Annotated in this window: 21 protein-coding genes and 1 pseudogene; 16 read left to right on the plus strand and 6 right to left on the minus strand. The window is 58.8% G+C overall.

The genetic code is table 11. The annotated features are described in order from the left end of the window. Positions 1–33: 33 nt before the first annotated feature. From OMP40_RS11110 to OMP40_RS11120, 3 genes are all read right to left on the minus strand, one after another. Positions 34–846, minus strand: coding sequence for a carbohydrate ABC transporter permease (locus tag OMP40_RS11110; protein ID WP_277531325.1), 813 nt, complete (start codon positions 844–846; stop codon positions 34–36). A 10-nt stretch (positions 847–856) separates the two neighbouring features. Further along, entirely contained in the window at positions 857–1,369 is a 513-nt protein-coding gene (locus OMP40_RS11115) for a carbohydrate ABC transporter permease (RefSeq protein ID WP_277531327.1), read from the minus strand. 456 nt (positions 1,370–1,825) lie between these two features. Further along, positions 1,826–3,181 carry an ABC transporter substrate-binding protein gene (locus OMP40_RS11120; RefSeq protein WP_277531328.1) on the minus strand — a complete coding sequence of 452 codons (1,356 nt, stop codon included), beginning with the start codon at positions 3,179–3,181 and terminating at the stop codon, positions 1,826–1,828. A gap of 253 nt (positions 3,182–3,434) precedes the next feature. Here OMP40_RS11120 and OMP40_RS11125 point away from each other — a divergent pair, with 253 nt between their 5' ends. From OMP40_RS11125 to OMP40_RS11155, 7 genes are all read left to right on the plus strand, one after another. Then, entirely contained in the window at positions 3,435–4,061 is a 627-nt protein-coding gene (locus tag OMP40_RS11125; RefSeq protein ID WP_277531331.1) for a response regulator, read from the plus strand. Positions 4,062–4,103: 42 nt separating this feature from the next. Then, positions 4,104–5,063: a helix-turn-helix transcriptional regulator gene (locus OMP40_RS11130; protein WP_277531332.1), complete on the plus strand. Its 960-nt coding sequence runs from the start codon at positions 4,104–4,106 to the stop codon at positions 5,061–5,063. Continuing rightward, positions 5,047–5,544 (plus strand): hypothetical protein, encoded by a 498-nt coding sequence (locus tag OMP40_RS11135; RefSeq protein ID WP_277531333.1) that lies wholly within the window; start codon positions 5,047–5,049, stop codon positions 5,542–5,544. Before OMP40_RS11130 ends, OMP40_RS11135 begins: the two co-directional genes overlap by 17 nt. Further along, the gene (locus OMP40_RS11140) at positions 5,447–7,006 is read left to right on the plus strand and encodes a sensor histidine kinase (protein ID WP_277531335.1); all 1,560 of its coding nucleotides are present in this window, start codon (positions 5,447–5,449) and stop codon (positions 7,004–7,006) included. The genes OMP40_RS11135 and OMP40_RS11140 overlap by 98 nt, the downstream gene beginning before the upstream one ends. 44 nt (positions 7,007–7,050) lie before the next feature. Then, entirely contained in the window at positions 7,051–8,682 is a 1,632-nt protein-coding gene (locus OMP40_RS11145) for a glycoside hydrolase family 13 protein (RefSeq protein ID WP_277531336.1), read from the plus strand. A 256-nt stretch (positions 8,683–8,938) separates the two neighbouring features. Further along, entirely contained in the window at positions 8,939–9,376 is a 438-nt protein-coding gene (locus OMP40_RS11150; RefSeq protein ID WP_277531338.1) for a hypothetical protein, read from the plus strand. Positions 9,377–9,599: 223 nt separating this feature from the next. Continuing rightward, the gene (locus OMP40_RS11155; RefSeq protein WP_277533113.1) at positions 9,600–11,642 is read left to right on the plus strand and encodes a DNRLRE domain-containing protein; all 2,043 of its coding nucleotides are present in this window, start codon (positions 9,600–9,602) and stop codon (positions 11,640–11,642) included. A gap of 103 nt (positions 11,643–11,745) precedes the next feature. Here the strand turns inward: OMP40_RS11155 and OMP40_RS11160 are convergent, their stop codons facing one another. Together OMP40_RS11160 and OMP40_RS11165 are read right to left on the minus strand one after the other, a co-directional pair. After that, complete coding sequence (locus tag OMP40_RS11160; RefSeq protein ID WP_277531339.1) at positions 11,746–13,356, minus strand: glycoside hydrolase family 38 C-terminal domain-containing protein; 1,611 nt, start codon at positions 13,354–13,356, stop codon at positions 11,746–11,748. After that, complete coding sequence (locus OMP40_RS11165; RefSeq protein WP_277531340.1) at positions 13,281–14,234, minus strand: glycoside hydrolase family 38 N-terminal domain-containing protein; 954 nt, start codon at positions 14,232–14,234, stop codon at positions 13,281–13,283. Before OMP40_RS11165 ends, OMP40_RS11160 begins: the two co-directional genes overlap by 76 nt. Before the next feature lie 162 nt (positions 14,235–14,396). Between OMP40_RS11165 and OMP40_RS11170 the strand changes: the two genes are divergently transcribed. The 8 genes and pseudogenes from OMP40_RS11170 to OMP40_RS11200 all read left to right on the plus strand — a co-directional run bounded on the left by OMP40_RS11170 (position 14,397) and on the right by OMP40_RS11200 (position 23,729). After that, positions 14,397–15,332: an AraC family transcriptional regulator gene (locus tag OMP40_RS11170; protein ID WP_277531341.1), complete on the plus strand. Its 936-nt coding sequence runs from the start codon at positions 14,397–14,399 to the stop codon at positions 15,330–15,332. Between the two features lie 134 nt (positions 15,333–15,466). Next, complete coding sequence (locus OMP40_RS11175; protein WP_277531342.1) at positions 15,467–16,054, plus strand: helix-turn-helix domain-containing protein; 588 nt, start codon at positions 15,467–15,469, stop codon at positions 16,052–16,054. A gap of 37 nt (positions 16,055–16,091) precedes the next feature. After that, a complete protein-coding gene (locus OMP40_RS11180; protein ID WP_277531343.1) occupies positions 16,092–16,259 on the plus strand; it encodes a hypothetical protein in 168 nt (55 codons plus the stop codon). Positions 16,260–16,609: 350 nt separating this feature from the next. Next, positions 16,610–16,834: pseudogene (locus OMP40_RS41485) on the plus strand (hypothetical protein); the annotation flags it as partial. A gap of 28 nt (positions 16,835–16,862) precedes the next feature. After that, positions 16,863–17,258 (plus strand): hypothetical protein, encoded by a 396-nt coding sequence (locus tag OMP40_RS11185; protein WP_277531344.1) that lies wholly within the window; start codon positions 16,863–16,865, stop codon positions 17,256–17,258. A gap of 296 nt (positions 17,259–17,554) precedes the next feature. Then, positions 17,555–20,728 (plus strand): S-layer homology domain-containing protein, encoded by a 3,174-nt coding sequence (locus tag OMP40_RS11190; RefSeq protein ID WP_277531346.1) that lies wholly within the window; start codon positions 17,555–17,557, stop codon positions 20,726–20,728. A 612-nt stretch (positions 20,729–21,340) separates the two neighbouring features. Further along, positions 21,341–23,512 (plus strand): FAD-dependent oxidoreductase, encoded by a 2,172-nt coding sequence (locus OMP40_RS11195; protein WP_277531348.1) that lies wholly within the window; start codon positions 21,341–21,343, stop codon positions 23,510–23,512. 40 nt (positions 23,513–23,552) lie between these two features. Then, positions 23,553–23,729 (plus strand): hypothetical protein, encoded by a 177-nt coding sequence (locus tag OMP40_RS11200; RefSeq protein ID WP_277531349.1) that lies wholly within the window; start codon positions 23,553–23,555, stop codon positions 23,727–23,729. Positions 23,730–24,311: 582 nt separating this feature from the next. On the opposite strand, the gene OMP40_RS11205 is transcribed toward OMP40_RS11200, so the two are convergent. Then, positions 24,312–24,596, minus strand: coding sequence for a helix-turn-helix domain-containing protein (locus OMP40_RS11205; protein WP_277531350.1), 285 nt, complete (start codon positions 24,594–24,596; stop codon positions 24,312–24,314). Positions 24,597–24,708: 112 nt separating this feature from the next. Here OMP40_RS11205 and OMP40_RS11210 point away from each other — a divergent pair, with 112 nt between their 5' ends. Then, on the plus strand, positions 24,709–24,984 hold the full coding sequence (locus OMP40_RS11210) for a hypothetical protein (RefSeq protein WP_277531351.1): 276 nt from the start codon (positions 24,709–24,711) through the stop codon (positions 24,982–24,984). Positions 24,985–25,040 lie beyond the last annotated feature (56 nt).

Here is a 25,040-nt window from a genome sequence, read left to right on the forward strand (position 1 = left end):
TCTCTCCCTTGTAAGTCGACGGTACTGCGACGATCAGCCCTTGACGGCGCCGGCCGAGATGCCCTTGACGAAATAGCGTTGGAATACGAAGTAGACGGCGACGGCGGGCAGCATGCCGATCAGCGACGCGGCCGCCATCTGCGTGTAGTCCGCGCCGTAGGTCTGGACGAACCGGCCGATCGCGAGGGGCACCGTTTGTTTATCCTGGCTCTGCAGGAAGAAGACCGATTGGGCATAGTTGTTCCACGCGCCGATCGCGTTCAGAATGACGAGCGTCGAGGTGATCGGCAGCAGCAGCGGGAACGAGATGCGCCAGAATGCCGTGAAGGGCGTGCAGCCATCGATGACGGCAGACTCCTCGATCTCCTTGGACAGCGAGCGGATAAATTGGGTGTACAGGAATACGGACTGCGGGATGAAGCCGGTCGCGATGAGCAGGATCATCGCCCAGAGGGTATTGATGCCGCCGATCGACTTCATCAGCCCGTAAAGCGGCACGGTGTTGATGATGCCCGGGATCATCATGCTGAACAGCAGCATGGCGAAGAAGGCGCGATTGTACCAGGTATTCACGCGAGCGAACACATAGCCCGCTCCTGCCGACGCGAAGACGGACAACAGCACGCTTCCGGCCATGATGACGACCGAATTCAGCATCGCATGTCCCAGCTTCGATTGCTCCCAAGCATGCTGCAGGTTGCGCCATTCAATTGCCTTCAAGAGCAGGCGGCTGTCCGCCATGTTGACGGAAGCGGGCATGAGCGCCGTATAGACAAGCATATAAAACGGTACCAGAGAGACGATGGCCACGAACGCCAGGATGGCGTAAAGGATAATTTTGCGCATGGTCCCCCTCCTAAGCTTCGTGATCGGCCCGATTCATCAGCCATAGCGCGACGGAGACGGGAATCAGGATAACGGCGAACAGGATGACGGCTACGGCGGTCGCATAACCGGTGTGCCCGTTGAATGAATTGCGCATGATGAAGATGCTCATCGACTCTGTCGCGTATCCGGGACCGCCGTCGGTGAGCGCGGAGATGACGTCGAACACGGCAAGCGAGCCGATCAGATTGGTGATGACATTGATGCGGATCGCAGGCAGCAGCAGCGGCAGCGTAATATAGCGAACCGTCTTCCAATACCCGGCGCCGTCGATCTTGGCCGCCTCGTTCACCTCCGGCGAGATGCCTTGCAGGCCTGCCAGATAGATGATCATCGCATAACCGACGAACTGCCACAGGTTCACGCCGATAATGACGCGCAGCGCCTGATTCGGGGAACCGAGCCAGTCCCGGTACCAGGAGGACAGATTCAGCATGTCGAGCACTTGAAGCAACGCCCCGTTTTCCGAATTCAGCAGCAGCAAGCCAGACGTAACCCATGATGAGCGGACTGATGATCGCGGGCATATAGACGAATGTACGTACGAAGCCTTTGCCGACGAGCTTGTTGTCCAGCAGCAGCGCGTACAGCAGCCCTGCCGCGCAGAGCAGCAGCGGACTGATCAGACCGAACGTAAGCGTGACGCGCAGCGCGTGGATCGCTCTGTCGTCATAGAAGAAGTCGACGAAGTTGCGAAAACCGATAAAGCGATAGCCGGGCGTCAAGCCGTTCCAGTCGGTCAGACTGATTCGGATGCCCTGCACAAGCGGAATGACGAAGAAGACCGCGAACAAGAGGAGAGCCGGCACGGCCATGAACAGATGCAGCCGCCGGCTCGCTCCGCGAAAGAGACTAGTCATGCGAATTCACCTCGAATGCCGTCAGGCAGGCCGGACCGCGAGCGGCGCCTGACCTGCCTGACGAGCCAAATCTGATTCTTTTATTGAGCGGGCGCGCTGTAGCCTTTATCCCAGTTGTCCTTGAACATCTTGGCGAAGTCGGCCGGCGTCTTGTAAGCGTCGACGAGCAGCTCTTGGACGGAGCGGCCGATGGCGTCGGAGTTATAGCCGCTCGGCGTCCACGGCCAGCGCGAGGCGACGAACGCGGTCTGCGTGCTTGCTTCGATGTCTTGGCTTAGCGCGGACCAGTCGGCGGAGGCGTCCTTGTAGACGCTAGGCGAGTTGCGCAGCAGGGAGTAGGACTTCTGTACGTCGGCGCTCATGAGAAACGCGACGAATTGCAGCGCGGCTTCCTTGTTCGGCGATTGCTCGGATACCGAGATCGCGCCGTCCGGACTGCCGATCATGTAAGGCTTGTCGTCCGCGAGCAGTCCGGGGATCGGCCAGAAGCCGAGCTTTGCGTCCGGATTTTTTTTCAAAATGTCCCCGAGCGCCCACATGCCCTGTACGACGAATGCGGCTTTGCCGTTCGCGATGGCGTCGAGCTGGTTGTCGTAGGAGGCGGATGCGCCGTTTTTGTTGATAAGGCCGGACTTTTTCATGTCCATAATCGCCTTGGCGAACGTCTCGACGCCGCCGCCGGACTGATCCAGACCCAGCTTCGAAGCGTCATTGGCGATGAAGGCTTTGTGGGCTTCCTCGATGCCCAGCTTCTGCTGGATGCTGCCGAGCGGCAAGTATTGGGCGAGCTGACCGAGCGTCCAGGAATCTTTGCCGCCCAGATACAGGGGGGTCGCATCGCTTTTCTTTTCCTTGACGGTTTGGAGCGCCGCGGTGAACGCCGCCCAAGTCTTGGGCTGCTGGATGCCGAGCTCCGCGATGATGTCTTTGTTGTAGTAGAGACCCGTATAGGTGACGGTCATCGGAAGATAGAATTGCTTGTCGGTCCGGTTCGTATCCGCTACGCTCTGCTTGATCGCGGGATTGGTCAGTCTGTCCCAAATCGCGGTATCCCCGGAGAAGTCGTAGAACAGGTTCTGGTCGTAAAATTCCTGCGGAACCTGCGCCAGCGCCACGATATCGGGCGTATCTCCCGACGCGATCTTGACCTTGAGCACATCGGACGCGCTCTTCTGGAATTCTTGTTCGATCGTTATGTTGCCGTGCTGCGCGTGGAAAGCCTGGATCTGCTCGTTCAGCCAATCTACTGCTTCTACTGTGCCGTTCAGCAGGGTGAGCTTGACTGCCTTTTCGTTTTCGGACGACGATGCGCTTGAACTCGGCTCGGAGGAGGAAGCTGCCGTAGTGCCATTGTTTTCGTTGTTGCCGCCGCAGCCGGCGAGCAGTCCCGCTGCCATGACCGCGATGCCTGCGACGGACCACCATTTTTTGTTCATGCCATTCACCCCTGTATTCGATTTAACCTTTGCGGCCCCGTGCAATCGTAACAATGGAGGCAGGCGGCTAGCTCGCCGCACCTGCGGCCCGTCGTGCCCGTTGCCGTGCTTTAAGAATAGTCTGCCTTTCGGTTTTACGATATTCCGTTTTTTTCTTTTGAAGGGTCGATTTTTTCCGCCGTATCCTGCGGAGCCCGCAGCTTTGCTATAATGCAATGTACCGGCATTCCTCGGGAAGGAGCCACGCGACACGATGTATACTGTATTGATCGTAGACGACGAATCCATTCAACGGGAATACCTGCGCGCGCTGATCCCGGGACTTGATCCCCGCTTTGTCGTGGCGGGCGAGGCCGCCGACGGCGAAGAAGCGCTCGCTTGGCTGGAAGGGCACGAGGCGGACGTGCTTGTGACCGATATCAAGATGCCGGGGATGAACGGGCTTGCTTTATGCCGGATTGCCTACGAGCGTTATTCCAACATGCGCAGAGTGATCCTAACGGGCCATGAAGAATTCGAATACGTGCGTGAAGCGCTGATCTACAAAGCCGAACAATATCTGTTGAAGCCGCCAGCGCGAGAGTCCGTACGGTTGCTGTTCGCGGGACTGGCGGAGGAGTTGGAGCGCGAACGCAGCGAAGCGCTGGCGCTTCGCGGACTTCAATCGCTATCCGAAGAAGGTCGCATGCAGGTCGGACGCAGACTGCTCCAGGCGCTCATCGCAGGCGCTCAGGCGGAGGTCGGTTCGCTGTTCCCGCTTGCCTATCGAATGAAGATCCCGCTGTTCGAAGGCGAGGGCCTGCTCCTGCTGCTCGTCATAGACGACAGCTCGCTGCGCGACAAAGGCGTCGCGCCGCAGGAGACATCGTTGTTTTATTAGATTCTAAACCAGATCGCGACGGAGCTGGCGCAGACGCGGGCGTTGAACTGGACGCTGTTCGACGACCGCGAGCGGACGGCTGTCCTGCTGTCCGGCACCGATCCCGAGAGACTGTCGGACGATGCCGAAGCGCTATTCGGGCAAGCAAGGAAAGCGATGCTCGATACGACAGGCTTGACGCTGACGGGCGGCGTCAGCTCGTTGGTCGAGGATGTCCAGCAATTGGATACCGCGTATGCAGAAGCCTATGCGGCGACCTGCCGCAGATTTCTGGAGGGCGGGGATAAGCTGTATGCATACGTGGACGCCGCCGCTGCCGAAGCATTCGGCGCGCTCGTGCAGTCGGCGGCGTCCGAGCTGACGGATGCGCATGGCGAACGCCGGGACGCCCACGGATGGCAGGCGCTCGCCGCGCTGTTGCCGGACGGCCGGAGACTGGATGCCGTTCGCGCCTACGGGCTCGGCGCCGCGCTGCTCGGAGAGCTGCAGCGGCTGTCCGCCGCGAGGCGTCGCCCCGTGCCGTGGGCGGCGGCTTGGAATATGCTGAGCCATACCCTCCCGGCAGACGACGCAGCCTTGTGGCCGGCGGCGGCGCTGACGGACGTATACAGGGCGGCTTTGGCTACGCTGGCGGCGCCCTCCGGAGCCGCCCCGGAGCCGCGCCCCTCCACTGAAGCCGGCGAACGGCAGCTGGTCCTGGATATTCGCGCCTATATCGACGCGAACTATGCCGAGCCGATCTCGCTCGCCCTGCTGTCCGACAAGTTCGGCGCGTCGCAGCAGCATATCAGCACGATCTTCCACAAGCATGCGGGCACACCCTACATCAAATATATGACGCGCGTCCGCATGGACAATGCCGCCCGTCTGCTGTCCGCTCGCCCGGAGATGAAAATCTTCGAGGTCGCCGAGCGTACCGGCTACGTCAACGTGAAGCACTTCAGCTATGTATTCAAAAAGCACTATGGCGTCACGCCCGGCGAATATGACCAAGCAGAATAATGCGGAGGTGAGGGCGAGCGTGGGCAAGGAAGAGCGGGAAGCGCCTGAATTATTGCAGCGAGCCGCCAAGAAATCGCGTCATCCCGTCGGGTATGCGGGCTTGGCCGGGCGATCGGGCAGAATGGCGCGGAATCTGCGGGAACGGCTCAAACGGCAAAGCCTGAAGCTCAAGCTCGTCGGTACGACTATTTTATTGTTCCTCTTTACCGTCTCGCTCGTTTCGTTTCTGTCGTATGACCGGTACACGCGCGATTTTCAACGGCAATCCAACGAACGCACCCAACAGACGCTCGATCAGTTGTCGCTCAATATCGACAACTATATCGACGATCTCTTCCGTCTATCGCTGTCGCCCTATAATAACCTGCAGGTTCTGCAATTGCTTGACGAACCGCCCCCCCGATACCGATCTTGGACGGCTCATGCGAGAGCGGCAGATCGAAGATTTCCTGGGCCAGATGATCGTCACGCCGCGGCTTGATATCCTCCAGGTGTATATCATTACGGCGGCGGACGTGTATATGAACGGGAGAGCTGCGCTGATTGAACCGCTTGAACCGAACTTCCGCGACGAAGCCTGGTACCGCGAGGCGTTGGAGACGCAGAAGCCTGCCTTCCTTTCCGCGAACAAGTCGATCAAGTCGAACCCCGGCATCAAAATTTTTTCCATCGTCAAGCAGCTGCGGAGCCTGCGCGACACGACCAGGCCGCTGGCGGTCATTAAGGTAGACGCCAATTATTCGGGCATTGCGAGTCTGGCCGACAAAGTCGATCTGGGCGAACGCGGCGGCCTTGTTATCGCCGATCGCGGCGGCAACGTGATCTATTCGAGCTTGCGCGGGCAAGCGGAATCCACGATCGTATCGGCTGCCTTGAACAGCCGGGCGAGCCGGTTCCACTTGAAGGAGAGCGGCGCGGAATATCTCGTAGCGACTTCGCAGATCCAGCGGGCGGATTGGACCGTCATCTCGGTCGGCTCTGTGCGGGAGATGAACAAGAGCGCGACGATTACGCGCAACTTTACCATACTCATCGCCGCTTTTTGCTCGCTGCTGGCATGCGTCGTGCTTTACTGGCTCATGCGCGGCTTCCTCCGGCCGCTGATGCGGTTAGTCGGACTGATGAAGCAAGTCAAGCTCGGCCAATTGTCGCTGCGCTTCGCGGATGCGAGGACGGAGGACGAGATCGGCTACATCGGCGCCTCGTTCAATACGATGCTCGATCGCATCGAGGAGATGATGCAGGAGAATACGCGGCTGACGAAGGAGGTGTTCGAGACGCGCTATCTGCAGAAGGAGGCGCAAATCCATGCGCTCTTGAGCCAGATCCGGCCGCACTTCATTTACAATACGCTTCACACGATCGGCGCCCTCATACAGATGGGACGTACGGAGCAGGCGACGGACAATCTGGAAAAGCTGAGCCTTATTTTGCGCGGTTTTGCCGCCGCCGACCAGACGGTACCGCTGCGGAGGGAGCTGGAATTGCTCGAAGCCTACCTGAGCATACAAAGAAGCCGGTTCGGCGATCGGCTGCAGTCGATCATCCAGGTCGATAGCCCCTTGCTGGAGCAGGCAATCCCTGCCGTTCTGCTGCAGCCTATCGTGGAGAATGCCGTCGTGCACGGCTGCGAGGCGAGACGCGAGCCCACGACGATCCGGGTAGCCGCGCTCGCGGAAGAAGGCGTGTTGGCGCTGGTCGTCAGCGACGACGGCGTCGGCATCGGGGCCGACAAGCTCGCTGAGCTGCGAGGTCGCCTTGCGAACGGCGGCGCGCTCCAGTTGGAGAACCCGGACGAGTGGGCGCTGCGCAGAGGCATCGGTCTCGTCAATGTTCACAATCGACTCCGCATGCGGTATGGCGAGCCATACGGGCTGACTGTCGACAGCGTTCCCGGAGAAGGAACGACTGTGCGCGCGACGCTGCCGCTATCCAAGATTTAACTGAAGTCGCGGTTTTAATTTTATTGATTAAAGGAGCGGTTCTCATGTCCGACAAATGGTGGAAAACGACAGTCGTCTATCAAATCTATCCCCGCAGCTTCCAGGATACCGACGGCGACGGCATTGGCGATCTGCAAGGCATTATCAAGCGTTTGGACTACTTGCAGGAGCTGGGCATCGGGGCGATCTGGCTGAGCCCCGTGTACAAGTCGCCGAACGACGACAACGGCTACGACATCAGCGACTACCGCGACATTATGGACGAGTTCGGCACGATGGCCGACATGGACGAGCTGATTCGCGAGGCGGATGCGCGCGGCATCAAGATCGTGATGGATCTGGTCGTCAATCATACGTCCGACGAGCATCCATGGTTCATCGAATCCCGCAAGAGCCGGGACAACGAATACCGCGACTACTATATCTGGCGGGACCCGGCGCCGGGCGGCGGCGAGCCGAACGGCCTGCGGTCGACGTTCAGCGGCTCCGCCTGGAAGTATGACGAGCAGACGAGCCAATATTTTCTCCACCTGTTCAGCAAGCGGCAGCCCGATCTGAACTGGGAGAATCCGAAGGTGCGGCAGGAAGTATGGGACCTGATGAACTTCTGGCTGGAAAAGGGCGTGGGCGGCTTCCGGATGGACGTCATCGATCTGGTCGGCAAAATTCCGGACCAGGAGATTACGGGCAATGGCCCGAAACTTCATGAATACTTGCAGGATATGCACCGCGAGACGTTCGGCCGGTACGACGTCATGACGGTCGGGGAGACCTGGGGCGCGACGCCCGAGATCGCGAAGCTGTATTCGGATCCGGCGCGCAAGGAGCTGTCGATGGTGTTCCAGTTCGAGCATATCCAGCTCGATCAGCAGGAAGGCAGGGACAAGTGGGATCTGAAGCCGCTGCCGATCGGCGAGCTCAAGCGCATCTTGAGCAAATGGCAGACCGAGCTCGGCGATCAGGGCTGGAACAGCCTGTTCTGGAACAATCACGATCTGCCGCGCATCGTGTCCCGCTGGGGCGACGACGGCGCGCTGCGGGTGCCGAGCGCCAAAATGTTCGCGATTGTGCTGCATCTGATGAAGGGAACGCCGTACATCTATCAGGGCGAGGAGCTGGGCATGACCAACTGTCCGATCGCGGACATCGCCGAAGCGAACGACATCGAGACGATCAACATGTATCATGAGCGGCTCGGCTGGGGCTATGCCCGCGAGGACATCATCGCTTCCATCAATGCCAAGGGACGGGACAACGCGCGCACGCCGATGCAGTGGGACGATACGCCTCATGGCGGGTTCACGACGGGCACGCCGTGGCTTCGGACGAATCCCAACTACGCGACGATCAACGCCGCCGCCGAGCTGGCGGACCCGGACTCGATCTTCCATACGTACAAGCGGCTGATCGCCATCCGCAAGGCCAATCCGATCGTCGTCTGGGGCGACTACGAGCTGATCGAGGACGTTCCGGAGCAGCTGTTCCTCTACCTGCGCCGTCATGAGGGGCGTACATGGGCGGTCGCGGCCAACTTCGGAGGCACGGAGATCTCGGCGAGCGTGCCGCATCTGGGACGCAGCCAGTCGGTCATCATCGGGAACTACGACCGCGGAGAGGCAGACTTCACGCAGCTGGAGCTAAGGCCGTACGAGGCATTTGCGGTTGAACTGATCTAGGCAGGGTGCTGTAGCGCATGGCAGCGTATGGCGAAGCGAGCGCTTGAAGCCGCCGGCATAACGAATGAACGTCAGGGCAATTTGCCTTGGCGTTTATTTGCGTCGCTGTAGGACATGCCTTCAATCTCGACAGGGACCTGTCCAATATCATTTGCACCGGGAAGAATCCGCGATTGCACCAATCGATTTGTCCTTATTGCCACAGACAGGCGTACATAGGATATAAAGATGCAAAAGAAAAGAAGGTGAAGCGTCTATGGGAACCTTTCTTGACCAAAGAAGCTCGATGAACGCAGGCGCGACTATCGCTATAGCCGCAACGACGACCCCGGCGCTATTCGGCGACATCGGCTTGCAGACTCAAGGGGTAGCGGGCAACGGACTTGGGACCAACGGCTCTCTGATCGTCGATTTGGCCGGTACCATCGGACTCTCCATTGTTGCGCCCGCCACAGTCACGATCAATGTCGTACGCGGCGGCACCATTGCCGAAGGCACGATCATCTACACAGCCGTACTTCCGATTCAGTCGAACATCAGCACGATCGTCTCCTTCAACGCGCAAGACCTGCTCGCTCCCGCAGCTCTCCTAACGCAATACACAGCCTTTATCAGCGGCACCGGCGTAGCGGGCGTTGTGTTGATTACCCGCATCGGACCCGAAGCTTTCTGGGGCGTAGCTTCCCAAGGCTAATCGCGTACACTCGTCAAGCGTTCGATCGGGCCTCGCTTGATCTATCCGATCCACGAAATCCTCTTCGTCCGCGGCAAGCTCCTCTTTCCCCCGTCGAGATCACCCGCAAGCGCATGATCGTGCTGTCCGACAACCGGCTGCGCCCTCCCAAGCCTGCATCAAGCGCATACGCGGCCATACGAAGGAGGAATTTTCATGCCGGTAGCGAGTTTACTTCCGAGTGATGATACGCTTATCGCTTCAAGTTATCCTGCAGCTGCATTCGGCAGTTATCCCTTTTTTATATGTTGGTGAATATGTAGCTCCAGGAGATATTTACAGGACATTGTTAAAATTTGATTTGTCCGTTATTTCCCCAGGCAGTGACATCGTTGAGGCCCTATTAAAGCTTTATATTTTCAGAAAAGACGTCCCCGGTCCGGAAGCTATAGCTATCTATTTAAATCAAAGCGACTTCAACCAGAATACGGCAACCTATTCAAATGCGCCTGCTGTTACGCCTACGGGCATTACTAAAACCGTTAATGACGCAGATGTAAACCATTTTATCAGTATCGATATAACTCCGCTTGCGCAACAATGGTATGCGAATGCCGCAGCAAATAACGGTATCACAATGATTGGCCCGGAAAATGCGTATTCAATAATGGGAAGTTACAGTACGAACTTTTCCAACAGCGACTTATATCCGTTTCTTGAGGTAACTTACCAGGAAGGCAGCAGCTGCAACAGTGACATGATCAATGAAGTAACGCAATCTGGAGATTACATCATTAACGAGTCAAATACGCTGTTGTTAGGCCAAAGAATACTTGGTACTTTCAGTGTTGAAAACACCGGATTTACCAATGGACTTGCCGTACTTCAAATACTGAACGGCAGCAGCGTCTGGGTGGATGAAAAATCGGCAGAAGTAAGCCCTGGACAGACAAAGGTGTTATCCACCACAGCATCCAGGCTTGATGAAAGAATATCAATTGTCGGTATCATTGATCCTGTTGTTTCCGGAGCTGTCGGCGGTACGCTGAATGCAAACGACAACCTTTTCAATCCGAATCAGGTACCGCTTACGTTTAGTTCAGACAATCCTGATTTTCCGGTAGACCCAACTACCGGCGTTATTTCAATAAATAATGCCGGTTCTGCCGTAATAACCGTAGCCACAAAAAATATTGAAGGCCCCGTCGTATCATTTACAGTCATCGCCATAGGAAGCAATTCGGTATATAACCAAACCCAGGGGACTTTCTATACTACGATTCAACAGGCTATAAATGCCGCCAATCCAGGAGATGTTATCCAGGTGGGGCCTGGAAACTATCCCGAAAATGTGACCATTGACAGGCGTGTTACGCTAAATGGTTCCGGAAGCGGCGTTGGCGGAACTATAATTAATCCGGCGTCGGGCGTCGGCATATCCATTTCAAACGGCGGGTTGAACTCGACAAATCGGCTGGTCATATCAGACTTGCAGGTCACCGGCGCTTCCCAGGGAATTTCAACCACAGGAAACAATCAGCCAAGCTTTATTACGCTTTCTAACGTATCATTGCTGAGTAATTTGGATAACGGCTTAAGTATCAATATCAGTCCCTCTTTTCCTGTTATGAACGATCTGATTATAACAGGCAGTAACTTCTCCAATAACGTGACTGCGGGATTCAGAGTCCCGACTTACGCACAGGTTTCAAATGTAACCATCCAAAGCAGCATGTTTAACGGAAATGCCTTTGGAATACTTGTATTTTCAGGAACGGCAATATTTAATAACATTCATATTTCAAAATCCACGTTTAACAACAACACTTCAAAGGGAATGTACTATGAAGCGTTGAACAATGCAATTATTTCAAATAATACGATCGACAGCAGTGGTACAACCGGGAGTTTTGCAGCCGGTATAGATATCAATCTCAAACACGGCAACTACCAGAATGTCAACCTCATAAACAATATGGTAACTAACAGCGGAACCGGCGACCCCGTAAACGGTGCGGCTGCGGTAATAAAAGGCAGGAATGACGGTACCAACAACGGTACGCTTACTGGTGTGACTGTATCCGGCGGCACTTACTCCAATGCCCCCGTTGGAATACGTTTTGGAGAGACCGGCCAAAACAACAATTATCCGACGGATACCGTTGTAACCGGCGCAACTATTGCAAACAATGGAATAGGCCTGCAAAACGTTACAACAGTTACAATTACGCAGAATAACAATACCTTTATTAATAATGGCATAGATACTGTAGGTAATTTCAATTAATAACTCAACTCTCGCAGCATAAAATCGGCAAACAAGCCTTCAGCTCCCGTCGGTTGTTGACCGGCGGGAGCTTTGATTTGCGAGTGTCGTTACCGGAGGAGGCTCATTCTTTTTCCATCAACGTGCATGCCCGAAGCGCGCTCCCGGCAGCGTCCGTCCTGAACGTCTTGATCTCGAACCCGTGGAGATCGACCCGCTGCGAGATGCCGAGCGAAGGGATGCGAAGGAGGACCGAGCCCGGCTCGCCGGTCGGTTCGTACAGCCGGACGATATAGCCGCTTCCGTCCTCCGCTTGCTTGAAGGCGGTCAGCACGATGCGATCGCCATCAAGCGCGATGCCTGGGGACGGCAGCTCTCCTAAGCCGCCGGGGAAAAACGACAGCGCATACGGCCGTTCGTGCAGGGCGAGCGCTTCGCGTTCGATCGCCGCGAGGCGTTCCTCGCGTTTGCCGGCGTTGAGCCAGAACGTATATGTGCGTTCGCCCTGGTCGATCCGGGGCAGGAACCGGTCCTGCGGCAGAATCGGACGCTCGCCGATCGGATGCGCGCAGTAGGCGGCGCCGCGAACGAGCGTCGGCCGCAGCGTGCCGTCGGCGCCGTCCGAGCCGTAGACGCCGTCGTTGATCAGCGTCACGGCCCGGCCGTCGGCCGCAGGCTCCGCGATCGAGGTCCATTTTTGCGCGACCGCTTCGTCGCCGTTCACCGGCAGCCGCTGGACGCCGTACGCCGTTTGCCCCAAGTATTCATAATCCTCCTCGAATACAGTCGGGATCGACAGCTTAAGCAGCTTGTCCTTCTCCTGCCAGTACAGGCGAACCTGCACTTCGATCTCGGTGCCCTGCTTGGGCAGCAGGTAGGTGAGCACGACAGCGGAGTCGCCATAGGACAGCAGCGCTTCGACGACGGTACGCACTTCGCCGTCCTCGATCACCCGCACGGCCGGCAGCGCCTCGTCCTTGACGCCCGAGAAAGCCGTGCCGCGGGCGGGACTCATCAGCTCGAATCGGCCGACGACCGGCTCGAACCGGTTCGTATCCATGCGCCACGGATCCTCGTTGTCGGCGAACACGACCGGCAGGAAGGCGCCCGGGCGCAGGTAGGATACGCCCTCCGCGACATACTTGTCGATCAGACCGGTCCGCGTATTGATCTCGATCTGCAGAGACGGCGATTCGAACCGAATCGCGCCGTCGCGCTCGGCCAGATAGGCCTTTGGCTTCTGCGGCAGCTTGACGATCCGGCAGTCGAACCTGTTCATCGACGAAGGCGCGAGCTCGGCTTCGAATACGACGCGTTTGCGCCAGTCCAGATTCAGGGCGCTTTGCTCTTTTTCAGGCTGGCTCGGCACGCGTTCGCCGTCGCGGTACACCAGCGGCATGGAGAATTCCTCCGTCCAGTTCTGGTCCTCCAGCATGAACTCGCAGGCGAAGATGCCGCGCACGGGATACGGATGCGGGTTGTAGACGAGTATCGGATACTCGCCTGTCGCCGCCTGGGGCTGGCCGGCGGCCAGCGCGAAAAACGCGCGTGCGCGCAGGCGCGAAGCGATCTCAAGGCCGTGGTCCATGAGCCGGAGCGACGCCTCCTCCGCGGGCTGGATCGAGCTGCCCGGCAGGATGTCGTGAAATTCGGCGACCATCAGGTCGTGGAACGCTTCGCCGAGCTCGCGCGCCGGGTACGCCAGCAGCCCCTGCATCGCGGCAGTCGCCAGCATTTTTTTCGGTCATGAACAGCTGGCTTTCCAACTGACGATGCTTTTGCTTGATCCGGATCATCGACGTGTAGCAAGCCGACGAAGCGCGGATTGAGATCGTCGGCGTGACGGGGAAGCTCGGCGGCTTCGCGCAGCTCGGCGAAGTAGGCCTCCGGCGTGGAATGCACGATTTCCGTCCCGGCGGACCGCATCATCTCGCCGATACGGTCTAGGTCGAGACGGGAGGGACCGCCGCCGTGATTGCCCACGCCCCACAGCAGCAGGCGCGGGCGATCCTCGCCGTCGTCGGCGTACTTCTCCAGCCACTTCGCGATCTTCTGATGCGCCTGACCGAGCAGCGTATTGTACCCGTCCGCGATCTGGTGCGCGAGCACCTCGGAGCCGTCGAAGCCGACCCAGACGAAGTCGTCCGCCGGTCCGGCAAGCTTCAGCTCGGGACGCATGAACAAGTAAGCGTCGAAGCCCGACTTGCACATGATCTGCACCAGTCCTCTCGAATGGCCGAAGGAGTCGAAATTGATTGCGGTCGTCGGAGCCTGTCCGAACTTCTCCATGAAATACTGCTTGCCGAGCAGAATCTGCCTGACGAGCGATTCGCCCGACGGCATGTTGCAATCCGGCTGCAGGTACCAGCCGCCCATGATGTGCCACTTGCCTAGCCCTACGAGGCGCTGAATCTCTGCGAACAGGCTCGGCTCGTACTCCTCGATCCACTTATACAGCAGCGCCTCATTGTGATTGAAGACATAACCGTCGTATTCTCTGCAAAACGACGCGGCCGCCCTGAACGTGGACACCGCCGCCGCCGCGCCTTCTTCCCATTCCCACTGCCAGACGGGGTCGAGATGCGCGTTGCTGATCAGATGCAATTTTTTCAATGCCATTCATCCTTCCTCGGATCGTGTCCATGCTCTCCGTTACATTTTCATCCGGAAAAGAGCGGGTGTAAATTCATTGGAATATCGCGTTTTTACACTAAAATGACCGGTTGGCCTGTGCTACTATGTAAATAAAGAAAGAGCTGCCGGGAGGGAAGACCTGTGGAGCGCGCCGCGCTGCCGGAACGGCTGTACGGGCACATTCAAGTGGACGACGCCGTCGTCGAGATCATCGAGGCGCTCGAGGAGCAGCCTTCGGGTGCCAGCTTCTGCCCGCCTCATACGCATGTATGGTTCGAATTCAACTACATTTACGAAGGCTGCATGCGAACAGGGTTCGGCGGGCCGTTGTTGGACGTGGGGGCGGGACAGTTTTTTGTGGTGCCGCCGGGTCTCGAGCATTGCCACGAGTACGAGCCGCAGGCGCCGCATCGGGGAGTCTGCCTGCGCTGGACGTTCGCGCGCGCCGAGTTGCCCGAAGACGGAGAGCCGGCGGGCGTCCGAGCGATGCTGGAGAGCCTTCGGCATTGGCGGCCGGGCTGCTACGAGGACCGCTACGGACTCGGCGAGCGGATCTCGCGGCTGTTCGGCGAAGCGAGGGCTTCCGTCCCGCCTGCGTCGGTCCGGCTCACGTTCGTGCAGATTCTGCTCGCGCTGGCCGCCATCCGCGACCCCGCAGGCACGGTCGCCCCGCCGGCGGTCGATCTGTCGGACGCCGCTTTTCTCCGCAAGATCGAGATCTACCTGAACGACGACCGCGCGGAGCGGATCGATGTCCGGCGGCTGGCCGCCTCCATGCACGTAAGCTACAACCATCTGGCGCGCAAGTACAAGCGGTTGACCGGGAAAACGATCGTCGGCCGCCACACCGAGGTCCGGCTCGCGCGCGCCTTGAAGCTGCTGGAGGAGACGGACGCCTCAATGGCCAATATCGCGGACATTGCGGGCTTCGGCGCCGCCCATTACTTCAGCCGGGTGTTCAAGGAAGCTTATGGGGTCAGTCCGAAGGCGTACCGCAGCGCGCACGTTTACGCACAAGCGGACGTATCGGCCGCGTCTGGACCGGTCCGGGAATCGGCCCGCGAATCGGACGCCTGATCGCCCGAATGATCGTCCGCCGGCTTCCGGACGAACGCCAGCCAGGCGCCGAGCGTGAGCGGATATACGCGCCGAAGTGTAAGAAAGCGGCCCGCATGCGGACGCGACAAAAAGCGAGAAGCGGGCAGTGAAATGTGAACGATCGAGTAGAGGAGGAGCTGCTTCAGGTAGCTTCTCTTTGCTGTGCCGCTACGAATAAAATCGCCGTTCGGCATCTTGACGAATTTCGCATCGATACGGCATACTTATTTGTGGCAAATAATAGTAAATTAAATTATATACCTTCTGGAATATATATAAATGAGAGCGAGCAGGAGGAGCGACCGGTTTGCAAAAAAAACAAGTTCCAATTAAAAAGAGAAGCGACGTACCGTCTGCTGGTCGAGGCCGGCTGGCATTGCTTTGCGGAGAAGGGCTATGCGTCTACGACGTTATCGGACATCGTAGCGCGCACCGGACATACGAAAGGGGCGTTTTACGGCCATTTTCAGAGCAAGGAACAGCTGTTTATGCACGTGCTGGACTTTCAGATCGAAAGAACGGACGGCTGGTGGGATATTCCAAGAGATTACAGCCCGTCGGACTTCACGCTCGAGGAAGTGATCGGGTTCACCCTCGTGCGTCTGGGCGAGCTGATGATGGGGATCGACAACTGGATCGTGACGCTCGTCGATTTTTACCAGCAGACCAAACGGGACGAAGCGATGCAGCAGCAGGCTTAAAGAAAAATATCGCCGATGGATCGCGGGGATCGAGCGCTTGATCGTCACGCTGCAGGACAAGGGTTGGATCGAGAAGGAGAAGGATCCGCGCCCGATTGCGATGCAGGTGATCGCTTTTAACGAAGGCTATACGATTTTTTCGGCCTTGTTCGGCGGCACGGACCCGCAGGTGCTCATTCAAGGGCTGGCGAAGCTGATGCGGTAGCCGGAACGCGCGATAGCGAACGAGTCTTTATTCAGAAAAATAAAGGGGTTATCACAATGAAGCGCAAAGCGATCGCAATCCTACTCGTCTTCTTCATGGCTACGACTATCCTGTCCAATGCGGCGGGAACGCTTCGGCATGCATTCGCCGACGACGTCGTCTGGACGCCGATTAGCAGCGCGGCGGATTTGTCGCAGATGGGATCCGCACCGGCAGGTCACTACAGGTTAATGCAGGATATCGATCTGGCTGGGTACGACGCCGGAGACGGCGGGGGTTGGAAGCCGATCGGCGGCAATGGAAGCTTATTTACGGGCAGCTTCGACGGCAACGGCTATGTCATCCGCAATATGACGATCGACCGGCCGAACGATAATAGCGTAGGTTTTTTCGGGGTGACGAGCAATGCGACGATAACCAATGTGCATTTGACGAACGTAAACGTAAAAGGACATACATACGTGGGCGGATTGGCGGGCGAATCGGATACTTCCGCCATTAGCCGCGCTTCCGTTCAAGGCATCGTGTCCGGCGAGGGCGGCGTGGGCGGTTTGGTCGGCTACAACAGTCTGACGAACGTCTCCGACAGTTACGCTGCCGGACATGTCATGGCGGGGGGCCGGAGACGGCTTCGGCGGGTTGATCGGCTACGGTACCGGCAACGGCGCCCGAGGCTCGATCGCCCGGTCGTATTCGACCGCCGCCGTCGATTCGGGAACGAATGCCGGCGGCCTGGTCGGACGGGTGGATGGTTCCGTGCCGGCAACATCCGCCTATTGGGATACGGAGACAAGCGGGCAGCCTGCGTCCGCGGCGGGCGCGGGCAAGACGACCGCGCAGATGCTGCTGAAGTCAACATACGCGGGGTGGGACTTCGCCGGCAGCGATACGAGCGATCCGATCTGGGGCAGGGTAGAAGGCGCCACTTATCCGCTTCATTACGGCGATTATAAAAAGGTCGCGCTTGCCTCGCTGAACGTAACGGACGAGGGGGGATGAGACGCAGGAGCTGGATCGCGTTTTTTCCGGCGACTACGGCGCCTACAGCGTGCGTGTGGGAAGCGAGACGGATCAGGTGAAAGTATCGGGAACGCCGCTCGCTGCGGGTTCGATCGTCTCGGTAGAAGGGGGGGACAGGGGAGGAGACGGTTGCTCTGGATCCGGGTGAAAACGTAATTACGGTAAAGGTCAGCGACGCCGGCGACCCGGCCGCGCTGAATGCCGTTTACAAGCTGACAGTCTACCGGGAAGACGGCAGCGCGCAATATCCGCATCGGATCACGACCGCGGAGCAGTTGTCCAGGATCGGCGATTCGTCCGTCGGTTACGAGTTGGGCGACAGCTATGTGCTCGAAGCGGATCTGGATCTGACCGCATTCTCCTCGGCCCCGGGATGGGAGCCTATCGGCAGCGGGACTTCGCCTTTTGAAGGCGTATTCGAAGGGAACGGCCACACGATCGCGAACGTAAGCGTCCATCGTCCGACTTCCGATGAACAGGGCTTGTTCGGCGTCACGTCCGGGGCGAAAATCTCCGATATCTCGATCGTAAATGCGGAAGTCGAAGGCGCCGACGAGGTCGGCGGGTTGATCGGCCGCGCCGAGAATACGACTGTAGCCGGCGTATCCGTCCAGGGATCGGTCTCGGGAGCAAGCGATGTCGGCGGTCTGATCGGTTCTGCGGATGCCCTGAGTTCCGTGAACGAGTCTTACGCAGCGGCCGAAGTGCAAGCGGGAAATGACGGGGGCGGGCTGATCGGATCGGGCGCGGCGGCAGGAGCGGTTACCCATTCCTTCTGGGACAGCGAGCGCAGCGGGCAAGCGTCCTCGGCAGGCGGCGGTATGCCGCATAGCACGGCCGATATGATGAAGGAGGCTACCTATTCCGGCTATGCAGGCACGGTGTGGGCGTTCGGCAGCGGAAAACGGTGGGGCATCGTCGAAGGCACGACTTATCCGATGCCGTATGCAAGCCTTCAGGGCGTGAGCCCGACTGCAATAGTGGTCGCAGCGCCCGGCACGACGGCGACGATGACGCCCTCCGTGTTTAACGCGTCGACAGGCATCTATGCGATTACGCTCGCAGCGCCGGTTGCGCAAGCGGAGTTCACGGTGACGCCGGCAGCGGGGCAATCAGTCTCTATCGACGGCGTTAACGGCAGTACGTGCGCGGTCGATCTGACGTTGGGTGACAATCCGGTCGAAATCGTCGTGACGGGCAGTAACGGTCAGGTTGGCGTATATCAGTTCATGATAACCGTACCGTCTCCTTCGGCTGTCGTCGCCTCCGTTCCGCCGGACGACATTTACGGCATCGGCGACGAACTGGATTTTGTGGTCGCCTACGATTTCCCCGTCGACATCGATTCCGCCGAGCCGCCGAAGCTGCCGATCGTGCTGGACGGCGGGGCGAGCAAATCCGCTTCTTATATAGGCTTGTCCGGCGGCGATCCGCGCAAGCTGCAGTTCCGCTATACCGTTCAGGAAGGCGACCAGGCTGCAGCCGGCATTCAGCTCGGGACTGCGCTTGTCGCGGCTTCCCCTTCCGCTGTGACGGCCCTGGGCAGTTCCGTATCGCTGGATCTGGCGACGCCGCTGCCGGATACGAGCGGCATCGTCATCGACGGAGAGCTTCCCGGGATCGAGCTGACGCCTTCGACGACGGCGCCGGTCGCGGGTCCCGTCACGATCGCGGTGGATACGGACGGGACGGGTTCGGCCATCGCCGGGATTAAATGGGCGGCGGGCAACCGAACCGCATCCTACTTTGCCGGAGCGGGCACCGTCTTGTCGGGCGGCACGTTCGAGGCGGAGGATAACGGCACGTACACGGTCTATGCGATTGACGAAGCCGGCAACGAACAAGTCGGGACGATCGACGTGACGAATATCGTTTCGGCGAAGCCGACCCTGTTGCTGGACTATAGCCCCAAGACGGCGGTTCGCACTGGCGTGGACATTGCGGTAACGGCGACGGTAGCGGATGATGCGGCAGGCAATAAAATCGAGGTCTTGAAGTGGGCGGCGGGTTCGCTGAATGCGGCGGACTTCGGCGACCCGGACGTCGGGACCGACGTGCCGTCCTCCGGAACGTTCCATGTGACCGCGAACGGCACGTATACGGTTTATGCAGTCGATACGGCCGGCAATGAGCGGGTCGAAGAGATTGCGATCGCGAACATCGTGAGCGGGGCGCCTAGCGTTACGCTGGACTATACGCCGAAGACCGCCGTCTCGAATGGCGTGGACATCGCGGTAACGGCGACTGTAGCCGATGATGCTGCGGGCAACAAAATTGAGGCGTTGAAGTGGGCGGCAGGCGCGCTAAGCGTGGCGGACTTCGGCGACCCGGGCGTCGGGACCGACGTGCCGTCCTCCGGAACGTTCCATGTGACCGAGAACGGTACGTATACCGTCTACGCGGCCGATACGGCCGGCAACCGGAAGGTTCAATCGATCGGCATCGATAACATAGTCGATCCACCGGCGCCTCCCGCTCCGCCATCGAATCCGATTTTGAATCAGGCGTCCTTTTACCTCGTACCGGGACGCGAATATACGCTAACGATAGACGGGCTGGAGTTGTTCGTGCCTGCGGATGCGATCAAGCAAGCGACGATCGTCACGCTTAAAAAGGTGACAGACGAGACCAAAAGCTTGCTCCAACCCGGTCAATTGATCCTGTCCGACGTTTATGAATTGCTGAAGGACACGCCGGGCAAGTTCGACGCGCCTGTCCGCCTGAAACTAAATTTAAAGAATCAATCCTGGGCCGACGATCAACATCCGGCATTGGTTTATTACGATGAGACGAACGCGAAGTGGACGACCATCAGAGGAGGCAAGCTTTCCGGAAACACGCTGGCAGGCGAGACGGATCACTTCACCAAGTTTGCCGTTATGCCCGTAGACGACGAGCCGACCTCTGAGCCGCCGATTCAAGTGCCGACCGATATCGCCGGACACTGGGCCGAGCAAGAGATCGCGGACGCGGTCGCTGGCGGAATCATCGCCGGATATCCCGACGGAACGTTCCGTCCGAACCTTCCGGTCACGCGCGCCGAATTCGCATTGCTCCTGGATCGCGTACTCGCATTACCGGAAGGTAATCCTTCGAGCTTCGCGGATCAGGAGGATATTCCGGCATGGGCCAGCGATGCAGTGGCTGCGGTCGCGGCGGCGGGCATCGTCAGCGGTTATCCGGACCATCGCTTCCGCCCGGGCGCTCGACTAAGCCGAATCGAGACGGCCGCGCTGATCGCAAGAGCCGCACGATTGCCCGCAACGAATACGCAGCGGACTTCCTTCGCCGACGATGCCGCGATCGCGGCGTGGGCACTGCCTTATATCCATGCTGCAAGCGAAGCGGGGCTTGTGAAAGGCCAAAGCCTTAACAGGTTCAATCCGCTGGCCCCGATCACGCGAGCCGAAGCGGTCGTGCTGCTGGCGCGGCTGGCGTCGTTGCAATAAGACAAAGAGCAAATTATTGATTTCCTTTAGAAGTCAGTTAGATCAGAACCTTGATCTGACTGGCTTTTTTTTGAAGCTATCGGAGAGCCGGCGCTTTTTCGTAAGAAAGGGCGGAGGGTGAAAAAACCTGCAATTGTACACGTATTTTTTGCCTATCGACGGCGCGCGATGAAATTCCTGCAAATATGCAGGCAAATGCCAAGGACAAGCCGGAAATCGGGCTGAGGGGAGTAGAAACCTGCATTTTTGCATCTTTTCTTCTTGAAAGGATAGGCATCGGTGAAAATAGATGTATATTTCAGACTGTTGAGAAAGTCCTTGCATCACGTAATTTAATACGGCATCGTGTTAATTTAGTATATTGTATATCCTTGGTCATCTCGTAATGCACCTGGTGCGCCGACGTAATGAGTGACACAAGCTGCTGGAAAACCGTCGCATTCAAATCCACGTCGATCACCTCAAGATATCTTTATTTGAGGTGTTCCGTCCGCCATCCAAAATGAAGGTATCAAATCAAAAATAGCGCTATTTTGTCGCTGGAAGCGCGATGATATAGTGGGGTGGAAATGAAAGAAAACGCTATCAATCTATTTGGGAAGGTAGACGGCGATGGAGGCAATGGAATTGACGGAGAACACGAACAACGCAAATCGAGGGCATTCGGAGCGTGTCATACGCAAGGCGCACGAGGCGGAAAATACCCGTAATTTTCGCAAGGAAAACTACGACGTCGTCGTCTGCGGCGGCGGCTTGGCGGGATTTTGCGCGGCGGTGGCGGCAGCCAGACATGGCTCGCGGACCTGTCTCGTTCAGGATCGGCCCGTCTTCGGCGGCAACAGCTCGTCCGAGGTTCGGGTGACGCCGCACGGCGCGGCCGCCTTCCACGTTTATGCGAAGGAGACGGGCATCATCTCGGAGCTGCTGATCGAGGAGCGCGCCCGCAACCACGAGGTTATCTTCGAGAACGGATGGACGAACAGCGTATGGGATATGGCGATGTACGATCTGGCGGTGCGAACGCCGAATCTGACCTTTTACCTGAATACGTCGATCGTCGATGTTCGCAAGAGCGCGGAGCGGCGCATCGAAGCGGTCGTCGGCGTCGTGGCGAATGCAGAGACCACGCTGGAATTGAGCGGCGAAATCTTCATCGATTGCACGGGCGACGGGATCGTGGCGGATCTGGCCGGGTGCGAGTGGCATATGGGCTCGGAAGGCCGAGACGAATATAACGAGCCGCATGCGCCGCTTCAGGCGAGCGGCGACGTGATGGGCTCGTCGCTGCTGTTCAAGACGGTGAACACCGGCGCGCCCGCGCCGTTCGAGGCGCCGGAATGGGCCGCGAAGCTGGACAACCCGGACTTTTTCTATAAGGAAGGCCGGAGGCCGAACGATGTGCGCGGCGGCTACTGGTGGATCGAGATCGGCATGCCGTGGCATACGATTCATGAAAACGAGGACATCCGGCATCAATTGACGCGGTATGTGCTGGGCGTTTGGGATTGGATCAAAAACAAGGACCCCAACATGAAGGAGCTTGCCGCAAACCACGCGATCGACTGGATCGGGCAGGTGCCGGGCAAGCGGGAGAGCCGGAGAATTCAAGGCCTCTACTTGATGACCGAGCACGACCCGCTGAACCGAACCATATTCGAGGACGAGATCGCCTACGGCGGCTGGTTCCTGGATCTGCATACGCCGGGCGGCCTGTTGGCGCCGACGAGCGAGCATGCGAGCGCCGAAGGCTACAACGAGACCAGTTCGTATATGGTCAAAAGCTATTGCGGACCGTACGGCATTCCGCTCCGCTCGTCGATCGCGCGCGACGTCGACAATCTGATGATGGCGGGGCGCAACGTCAGCGTCACGCATGCCGCGCTCGGCACGGTACGGGTCATGGGCACGACCGCGATCGTCGGGCAAGCCGTCGGCACTTCGGCGGCGATAGCGCTGAAGCGCGGTATCGCGCTTAAGGACGTGCCGAGCCGCGCGATTCGGGAGGTGCAGCAGACGCTGCTTCGCGACGGCTGCTTCCTGCCGAACGCGACGAACGAGGACAAGCTGGATCTGGCGCGTTTGGCCCGGGTAACCGCCAGCAGCGAAGCAGCTTGCGCAGGTATGGACGCGGAACGGGACGACAAGCGGCGGTTTCCGGAGACGGAGGCGCTGCGCGAGCGCAAGGGCCAATGGATCGCGATCGCGGAGGAGAAGCTCGATCGCGTGGCGGTCTGCCTGTCCAACCTGTCGGACGTAGAGCAGACGGTGGAGGCGCGGATTCTGCCCGTCGATCATATCTGGGATTACCGTACGGAAGAGATTGAGCCGCTTGCGAAGGCGCTGCTTACGATCAAGCCCGGCGCGAGTTTCGAGTGGGTCGAGTGGGACGTTCGGTTGTCGAAGGCCTCGGGCCTTGAGCCTGGCAAGTACGTGCGCCTCGACCTGCTGGCCAATGCGAAACTGCAGTGGCATGTCGCATCGGACGTCGTGCCGGCGCATACCTGCGCGTACGAGATGGGCCAGGGCAAGATGCGCAGAGACTGGAACGGCCCGACGAGGAGCTTCCGGGTTGATCCGCCGCAGCGCAGCTTCGGTCCGGAGCAAGCTGTAAACGGCGTGGCGCGTCCCAACCGGTACACGAATCTGTGGCGTTCGGACCCGGACGAGGCGTTGCCGCAAGGGCTCGAGCTGACCTGGGAGCGGCAGCGGACGATCGGGGATGTGGAGCTTACGTTCCCCGGCCATCTGCTCTGGGAATATCACGGGTATGCGCCTTTTTTATAAAGACCCGCAGTGTGCGAAAAATTACCGGATCGAAGCGTGGGTGGACGGCGCATGGACGAAGCTAGCGGCCGTTCGCGGCAACTACCAGCGGCACCGCAGACATCGCTTCGCGGCGCCGGTCGCGACCGACAAGCTGCGCGTCGTGATCGAAGCGACCAACGGGGACCCCTCCGCCGCCATCTACGAAATCCGCTGCTACGCCCCGCAAGCCGAATAAGCTCGCTCAAAATTAAACGCAAAGTAGGATGAAGCAGGGGGTTCCGGCTTCATCTTACTTTGCGTTTTTTTTGGTTTATGCTAGCTCGCTTGCGCGGACCTCGCCGCCGCCAGCCGAAGCGAAGAGGCGCTATGCAGCGCCACATGGCGTGGCCACGCCGCCGACCGAGGCGAAGAGGCGCTGTGTGACGCCACATTGCGGGACCGCGCCGCCGACCGAGACGAAGAGGCATTGTTCAGCGCCACATGGCGGGGCCGCGCCGCGAATCGGAGCGAAGAGGCGCTGTACAGCGCCACATGGTGGGACTTCGGCGGCAACCGGGGCAAAGAAGTCCCATATAGAACTAAATGGCGGGACTGCTCCGACAACCGAGGCGAAGAGGTCCCATATAGGACTACATGGCGGGAATGCGCCGGCAACCGAAGCGAAGAAGTCCCATATAGAACTTCATGGCGAGACCGCGCCGACAACCGAGGCGAAGAAGTCCCATATAGAACTACATGGCGAGACCGCGCCGACAACCGAGGCAAAGAAGTCCCATTGGAGCTGGCGGGACGAAGGGGAGCTTATTCGTGCCTTCGCCTACCTCGAACGCCGGTACTCTTTCGGCGACATGCCGAAGTAGTTTTTGAACGCGCGGGAGAAGTGGTACAGATTGCCGTAGCCGACCCGGTCGGATACTTCGTTGATACGCAGAGTGGGATCCTGCAGCAGCTTGCGCGCTTCTTCCATCCGTACCTTGATCAGATAGGCGGTGAAGGTTAAGCCTGTTCGCTCCTTGAACAGCCTGCTGAAGTAGGAGTAGTTCATGGATACGCGGTTGGCCATCTCCGCTAGCTGGATGTCGCGATTGAAGTGCTCCCGCACGTAGGACTCGGCAAAGGAGACGACAGTTTCCTCCGGTTCGGCATGTTCGCCGGCGGATCGCTTGGCCGAACCGGCGTAATCTTTTTAAATACCGGCGAAGATCATCCAGCCTATGAAAGGAGGCGAACGCGCGGACGGGCTCGCTCCGCTCGAGCGGATGATGTCCGCTGAGGCGCCTTCGAATCTCGGTGAGCAGAAGGCCGTAGACCGCTTCGACTTGTTCAAGGGAAGCGGAGCCGATCAGGCTGTCGGGCAGCCAGCGGTCGATCCAGAGGCCGATCCGCTCCACCTGCAGCGTATCGACGGCAAGTCGCAGCTCTTCGATATCTTTGCGGGCGGGCGAATATTCCTCGCGATCGCCGGCGGACAGCCCAGGCTGCCACGCTAACACAGCGCAAGGCTCCCGCAAAATCCGGTAAGACATGGCGAGCCGGGCATGCTCGT

Origin of the sequence: Cohnella rhizosphaerae (assembly GCF_029525575.1) — a bacterium.
Classification (GTDB): Bacteria; Bacillota; Bacilli; order Paenibacillales; family Paenibacillaceae; genus Cohnella; species Cohnella rhizosphaerae.

Excerpts from the sequence above, each read along its gene's own strand:
- OMP40_RS11110 (WP_277531325.1), bottom strand. The coding sequence starts at position 846 with ATGCGCAAAATTATCCTTTACGCCATCCTGGCGTTCGTGGCCATCGTC.
- OMP40_RS11120 (WP_277531328.1), bottom strand. The coding sequence starts at position 3,181 with ATGAACAAAAAATGGTGGTCCGTCGCAGGCATCGCGGTCATGGCAGCG.
- OMP40_RS11125 (WP_277531331.1), top strand. The coding sequence starts at position 3,435 with ATGTATACTGTATTGATCGTAGACGACGAATCCATTCAACGGGAATAC.
- OMP40_RS11135 (WP_277531333.1), top strand. The coding sequence starts at position 5,047 with ATGACCAAGCAGAATAATGCGGAGGTGAGGGCGAGCGTGGGCAAGGAA.
- OMP40_RS11145 (WP_277531336.1), top strand. The coding sequence starts at position 7,051 with ATGTCCGACAAATGGTGGAAAACGACAGTCGTCTATCAAATCTATCCC.
- OMP40_RS11150 (WP_277531338.1), top strand. The coding sequence starts at position 8,939 with ATGGGAACCTTTCTTGACCAAAGAAGCTCGATGAACGCAGGCGCGACT.
- OMP40_RS11155 (WP_277533113.1), top strand. The coding sequence starts at position 9,600 with ATGATACGCTTATCGCTTCAAGTTATCCTGCAGCTGCATTCGGCAGTT.
- OMP40_RS11160 (WP_277531339.1), bottom strand. The coding sequence starts at position 13,356 with ATGCTGGCGACTGCCGCGATGCAGGGGCTGCTGGCGTACCCGGCGCGC.
- OMP40_RS11185 (WP_277531344.1), top strand. The coding sequence starts at position 16,863 with ATGTCATGGCGGGGGGCCGGAGACGGCTTCGGCGGGTTGATCGGCTAC.
- OMP40_RS11195 (WP_277531348.1), top strand. The coding sequence starts at position 21,341 with ATGGAGGCAATGGAATTGACGGAGAACACGAACAACGCAAATCGAGGG.
- OMP40_RS11210 (WP_277531351.1), top strand. The coding sequence starts at position 24,709 with ATGAAAGGAGGCGAACGCGCGGACGGGCTCGCTCCGCTCGAGCGGATG.